Source organism: Cupriavidus sp. FW305-46, assembly GCF_058787075.1.
The window spans coordinates 22,111-28,110 of sequence record NZ_JBYSZI010000004.1 but is presented as its reverse complement, the minus strand read 5'-3'; the positions used below and the strand labels follow the sequence as shown (position 1 = coordinate 28,110).

General features: G+C 65.1%; 4 protein-coding genes. All 4 read left to right on the top strand.

Going from position 1 to position 6,000, the window contains the following annotated elements; all coding sequences use genetic code 11:
* Positions 1 to 996: D-mannonate dehydratase ManD (gene manD / locus AC3WON_RS02860; protein WP_492351101.1), on the top strand; the 996-nt coding region annotated here is incomplete at its 5' end.
* Between the two features lie 12 nt (positions 997 to 1,008).
* Positions 1,009 to 2,043 (top strand): Zn-dependent oxidoreductase, encoded by a 1,035-nt coding sequence (locus tag AC3WON_RS02855; protein WP_492351100.1) that lies wholly within the window; start codon positions 1,009 to 1,011, stop codon positions 2,041 to 2,043.
* Between the two features lie 327 nt (positions 2,044 to 2,370).
* Positions 2,371 to 4,149 (top strand): alkaline phosphatase D family protein, encoded by a 1,779-nt coding sequence (locus AC3WON_RS02850; protein ID WP_492351154.1) that lies wholly within the window; start codon positions 2,371 to 2,373, stop codon positions 4,147 to 4,149.
* Between the two features lie 181 nt (positions 4,150 to 4,330).
* A complete protein-coding gene (locus AC3WON_RS02845; RefSeq protein WP_492351099.1) occupies positions 4,331 to 5,944 on the top strand; it encodes an ABC-F family ATP-binding cassette domain-containing protein in 1,614 nt (537 codons plus the stop codon).
* Positions 5,945 to 6,000 lie beyond the last annotated feature (56 nt).

Below are 6,000 nucleotides of genomic sequence, written 5' to 3'. Positions count from 1 at the left end.
CCCCCCCCCCCCCCCCCCCGCGGCTCGGTCACGATGACCGCCATCGCCGCCATCGACATGGCCTTGTGGGATATCAAGGGCAAGTTGGCCGGCATGCCGGTGTACCAGTTGCTGGGCGGCAGAAGCCGGCAAGGGCTGATGGTGTATGGCCACGCCAACGGACGCGACCACGCCGAGGCCGTGGAGGCCGTGCAGCGTCATGTGGAGCAGGGCTACAAGGCCATCCGCGTGCAGTCCGGCGTGCCCGGCCTGGGCAAGGTGTATGGCGTGGGCAAGGGTGGCGGCCATTACGAGCCTGCCGAGAAAGGCCTGCCGCCGGAAGAGCCCTGGGATACATCGCTCTACCTGCGCCATACGCCCGAACTGTTCCGCAAGGTGCGCGATGCCGTGGGTTTCGGGCCCCACCTGCTGCACGACGCCCACCATCGCCTGACGCCGATCGAGGCCGCGCGGCTCGGCAAGGAACTTGAGCCCTTCAGCCTGTTCTGGCTGGAAGACGCCACGCCGGCAGAGAACCAGGAGGCGTTCCGGCTGATCCGCCAGCACACCACGACGCCGCTGGCGGTGGGGGAGGTCTTCAACTCGGTCTGGGACTGCAAGACGCTGATCAGCGAGCAACTGGTCGACTACATCCGCGCCACCATCGTGCATGCGGGCGGCATTACCCATGTGCGGCGCATCGCGGACTTCGCAGCCATGTACCAGGTGCGGACTGGGTTCCATGGGGCGACCGACCTGTCGCCGGTGTGCATGGCGGCCGCGGTCAACTTCGGCCTGTGGGCGCCCAACTTCGGCATCCAGGAGCTGATGCCGCACAGCGAACTGACTGATGCGGTCTTTCCCCACAACTACCGCTTCGAAGACGGCTACCTGGTCATGGACGAGGTGCCGGGCCTTGGTGTCGATATCGACGAAGCACTGGCCGCAAAGTATCCCTACGAACGTGCCTACCTGCCGGTTGCGCGGCTGGCGGATGGCTCGATGTGGCACTGGTAGCCGGAGTTTCCGATGCTCAGCATTGTTGTCGAAGAACCCAACAGCATGGCCGTGTGCGAGCGGCCAATGCCGGAGCCCGCTGCCGGCGAGGTGCGCGTACGCGTGCGCTATGCCGGCATCTGCGGTTCCGACCTGCATATCTTCCGCGGTCACAATCCGTTCGTGGCGTATCCGCGCGTCATCGGCCACGAGTTCGTCGGCACCATCGATGCCGTGGGTGCCGGGGTTGATGCGTCGCGCATCGGCCAGCGCGTGGTGGCGGATCCGGTCATCAGCTGCGGACAATGCCATGCATGCCGGATCGGCCGCCAGAACGTGTGTAGCCGGCTCCAGGTGATCGGGGTGCACCGCGACGGCGGCTTCAGCGAGTACGCCTGCGTGCCGGCCCGCAATGCCTATGTGATTCCGGACGGCATGCCCGAAGCCAGCGCTTCGGTGATCGAGCCGTTCGCGGTGGCGGCCAATGTCACGCACCGCACCGGCGTGCTTGCGCAGGATGTGGCATTGATCTATGGCGCGGGGCCGGTCGGCCTCAACCTGATGCAGGTCCTCAAGCGCGTCCATGGCCTCCGCGCCTACATCACGGATCACCTCGACGAGCGCCTCGCGCTCGCGCGGCAATGCGGTGCCGGAGAGGACGAGGTCATCAACACCGCGCGCGAACCCATCGAACAGGCGCTGGCGGCGCGAGGCGTGGAAGGCGGTCCGACACTGATCTTCGATGCCGTATGCCATCCGGCCATCCTGGAGGAGGCCGTGCGCATTGCGGCACCGGCCGGGCGTATCGGGGTATTGGGCTTTTCGCCGACGCCATCGGCGATCCCGCAACAGGAACTCACCAAGAAGGAATTGACGCTGTATGCCTCGCGGCTTAACTGCGCGATGTTCCCGACGGTGATTGACTGGATCGCGAAAGACCTGGTCAATCCCGGGCAAATTGTCACGCACCACGTCGATTTTCGCGATGTTGTCGGCGCCTTTGCACTGGCCGAGGGCAATCCGGGCGAATGCTGCAAGGTGCTGCTTGACTTTGGTCATGGTGGCTGACATGGCGGACTTCGGGCTCATCGGGTTTCCTCACGCAGGTGAGTTGCCGGGCGTACGGCGCAACTTGCATAACCTGGCCCAGCGCTCGGCAGCCAGGCGGCAGGCGGATCGTCGCGAGCTGGAACAGACGTTGGCGCGGCTCACAGGGCGGGGTGTCTGAAGCGCCGACCCTTGCGTAATCAGCAGGTGGCGCTTGACGCGCATTCTCTCTTCGTTCACCTTATGTCCCCGGCATGGCCGGCGTCCCATTGCCGGCGCCGGGCTTTGCGCGGCGATCGCGCCAGTGCAGCCCGCGGGCGAACAACAAAAGGTGACCAAAGGGAGACCATCGCAATGAGCAAGCTACTGCTCGGACCCGTGCTGTCGTTTCGTGGCCTCGGAACGGATGGCTCATGGAAGGTGACGGCGCTCATCGGCATCGAAGATCAAGCCAGGGTTCCTCAGGTCACCGTGGAGGGCCGCAAGGCCGGCAAGCCGGTGATCCTGCTGCAGCATGCGGGCCACACCTATCTGCGCTACGACTTGTCCTGCAAGCTGCGCAAGAACGAACGGCGGGTACCGTACAGCATCGAAGGTGTCGGGGAAGCGTGGCACTTTACCGTGCCCGGCAAGGGCTACGCGCCGCGCATGGCCTATGTTTCGTGCAACGGATTCTCCGACCCGAGCGGCATGCGCAAGCTGGTCAAGGCTGAGAATGCGGTATGGGCGGACTTGCTGTGCAACCACGACAAGGACATCCGTCCGGCAGGCTATGAGCTGGACAAGGAGCAGCTCTGGCACGAGGCGCGTACCCATGACCAGGGCAACCAGCGCTTCCATCTGATGCTGATGGGCGGCGACCAGATCTACTTCGATTCGATCTGGGAAGACCTCAAGCTGCTGAAGCGCTGGATCGGGCTGACGCGCGAGGAGCAGCTGCAGTACCCGGTGGACGCTGACCTCGAGAAGGAAATCGAGGACTACTATTTCAAGCACTACAGCGCGCGCTGGCTGCCTCATGCAAGGTCAGGATGGGGTAGCGCAGACAAGCCGCTCGATGCTGCCCAGGCCATGGCACGGATCCCCACGGTGATGATGTGGGATGACCATGACATCTTCGACGGCTGGGGTTCCTATAGCTCCGAGATGCAGCGCAGTCCGTTGTTCCAGCGGCTGTTCTTCCATGCGCGCCGGGCCTTCTGGGTCTTCCAGATGCAGCATGGTGTCGAACAGCTTCCCGACCTGGTGCCGCGCACTGACGTCAGGATCCGGTCTGACGATCCATTGTTCGAGCCGGTCAAGTGGTCTCAGGTGCTGTCCGGCGACAAGCTTGCGCTGCCGTTGCTGGACGAGCAGCCGGGGTTCACGTTCGCGCATTCGGCTGGCCCAGTCGGCCTGATCGTTGCCGACCTGAGGACCGAACGATCCCAGGAACAGGTGCTTGGACCCGGTACCTGGGGCGCACTGCAGCGGTGGCTGTCGGGGATCGAATCGGGCCACGCCGCCAACCCTGGCGGCATCAATTGCCAGCACCTGCTGCTGATGTCTTCCGTGCCCGTGGTGCATCCCAAGCTGTCGCTGGCCGAAGCCTTCCTGGACAACTTTGGCCAGGATCATGTGCTCGACAGCAGTGCCGATGACCTCAAGGACCACTGGACCCACGACGACCACGAGGGCGAGAGGAAGCGCCTGGTGGAGACCTTGCTCAAGACCGCCAGCCAGAAGCAGCTGCGGGTCACGATCATCTCTGGCGATGTCCATGTCGCGGCCTGGGGTGTCGCCTACAGGAAAGATGTGGGGCCGAAGGACAACTGGGCGCAGATACAGCAGCTGACCAGTACTGCCGTGGTGCATCCCTCGCTGGTCGGGGTCATGGAGCGTCTGTTCTTCCATGTGCTGAACAACGTCGCTCAGTCGAAGCAGGCGCTTGATGTCAACCTGTCCGCGGAAATGATGCTCTTTCCCGGATCCAACCGGTACGTGATGCCGGCCAGGAACTGGCTTGCGATCGAGGTGGACCGGGGCACGGACAACCCGAACGGCTGCAAGCTGTGGGCGACGTGGCGGTGCGAGACCAAGGCGGCGTTCACCAATCACCTGCTGGCTACCGATCCGGTGAACTTATAATCTGGATCGAGTCAGAGAGTAGGGCGGGGCGGCGTGTTCAGGCATGCTTGCCCATGCCTCGCCGATTCAAACCCCATCCTCGGAGGATTCAAGCCATGCGCCATTGATGCCGCCGTCTGCATGACGGCCAGTCTCCACCGCCCCCAAGCAGGGGGAGTTCCTGGCATCCCTGGAATCCCGCATGTCAAATCCCAAGCTGACGCTGGAAAGCGTTTCCTACGTCCTGCCCGACGGCCGGACGCTCTTCTCTGAACTGTCCGAACAATTCGACGATCGTCCCACCGGCCTGGTCGGGCGCAACGGTATCGGCAAGTCCGTGCTGGCACGCATCCTGGGCGGGGAGCTGGAGCCCTCCGCGGGGCGTTGCGTGCGGTCGGGCAGCGTGCATTACCTGTCCCAGCAGGCCGCGCATGCCGTGCAGACGTCGGTGGCCGGGCTGGCTGGCGTGCAATCGGTGCTGGATGCGCTGCAGCGCATCGAGGCCGGCAGCACCGCGGCGCAAGACTTCGATGACGTCGGCGAGCACTGGAACATGCCACAACGGCTGCGGCAGGAGCTGGAGCGCAATGGCCTGGGCCATCTGCAGGCGGACACCCCGGCGAGCACCCTGAGCGGCGGCGAAGCCATGCGCGTGGCACTGACCGGTGCGTTGCTGTCGGATGCCGATTTCCTGATCCTCGACGAACCCAGCAATCATCTGGACCGGCCGAACCGGCTGGCGCTGATCGCGCAACTGCAACGCTGGCAGCGCGGCCTGCTGGTGGTCAGCCATGACCGGCAGTTGCTGGAGGGCATGGCGCGCATGGTCGAGCTGTCGTCGCTCGGACTGCGCAGTTATGGCGGCGGCTATTCGTTCTATGCGCAATGCAAGGCGCAGGAGCGCGAGAACGCCCTGCAGCAGCTGGATCAGCGCAAGCTCGAACGCAAGCGGGAAGAACAGTCGCTGCGTGCGCAGCGTGAACGCCAGGAGCGGCGGCAGGCCCGTGGCAACCGGCAGGCGCGCGATGCCAACCAGGCCAGCATCCTGCTGGGCCGGCAGAAGGAGCGCAGCCAGGCCTCGGCGGGCAGGCTGCGCCTGCAGCAGGCCGCCACGCGCGAAGCGCTCGATGCGCGCGTGCACGACGCCGCGCAACAGGTGGAGGGCGATGCCGCGATCGTATTGCTCGCGTTGCCTGTCAGTCAGGCCGCGCAACGCCGCGTGGCTGAACTGGACGAGGTCGACCTGCCGTTCGTGCCGGCCGCCACGCGCCGCATCAGCCTGATGCTGACGGGCCAGCAGCGCGTGGGCGTCGTCGGCCCCAATGGCTGCGGCAAATCCACCTTGCTCAAGCTGCTGGCCGGCCAGTTGCAGCCGCTTGCCGGCCGCTGCGCGGTGCATGCCGAGCGCGCCTACCTCGACCAGCAACTGGCCGGCCTGCTGCCGCAGCGCTCAACCATCGAACAGATGCTGGCCGCCAACCACACCGCCGGGGAGGCGGCATTGCGCACGCGGCTGGCGCTGCTGGATCTCGATGCGCAGAAGGTCACCGCGCCCAGCGGCCTGCTCAGCGGCGGCGAGCGCCTGAAGGCCGCGCTGGCTTGTACCTTGTATGCCGATCCGCCGGCACAGCTGCTGTTGTTCGATGAACCCAGCAACCACCTGGACCTGCCGTCCGTGCAGGCGGTGGAGACGATGCTGCGCGGCTATCAGGGCGCACTGGTGGTGGTGTCCCACGACGATGTGTTCATGGGCAGCCTGGGGCTGACCCATCGCCTGGCGGCAACGCCGGACGGGTGGAAGCTGGAACCCTGGTAGGCGGTCTATTTATACCCGGATGATATTGACATCGTATTTTATCCGGGTAATATTCG

What these genes read in the sequence shown, in the direction of transcription:
- AC3WON_RS02855 (WP_492351100.1), top strand. Translation starts at nt 1,009, where the DNA reads ATGCTCAGCATTGTTGTCGAAGAACCCAACAGCATGGCCGTGTGCGAG.
- AC3WON_RS02845 (WP_492351099.1), top strand. Translation starts at nt 4,331, where the DNA reads ATGTCAAATCCCAAGCTGACGCTGGAAAGCGTTTCCTACGTCCTGCCC.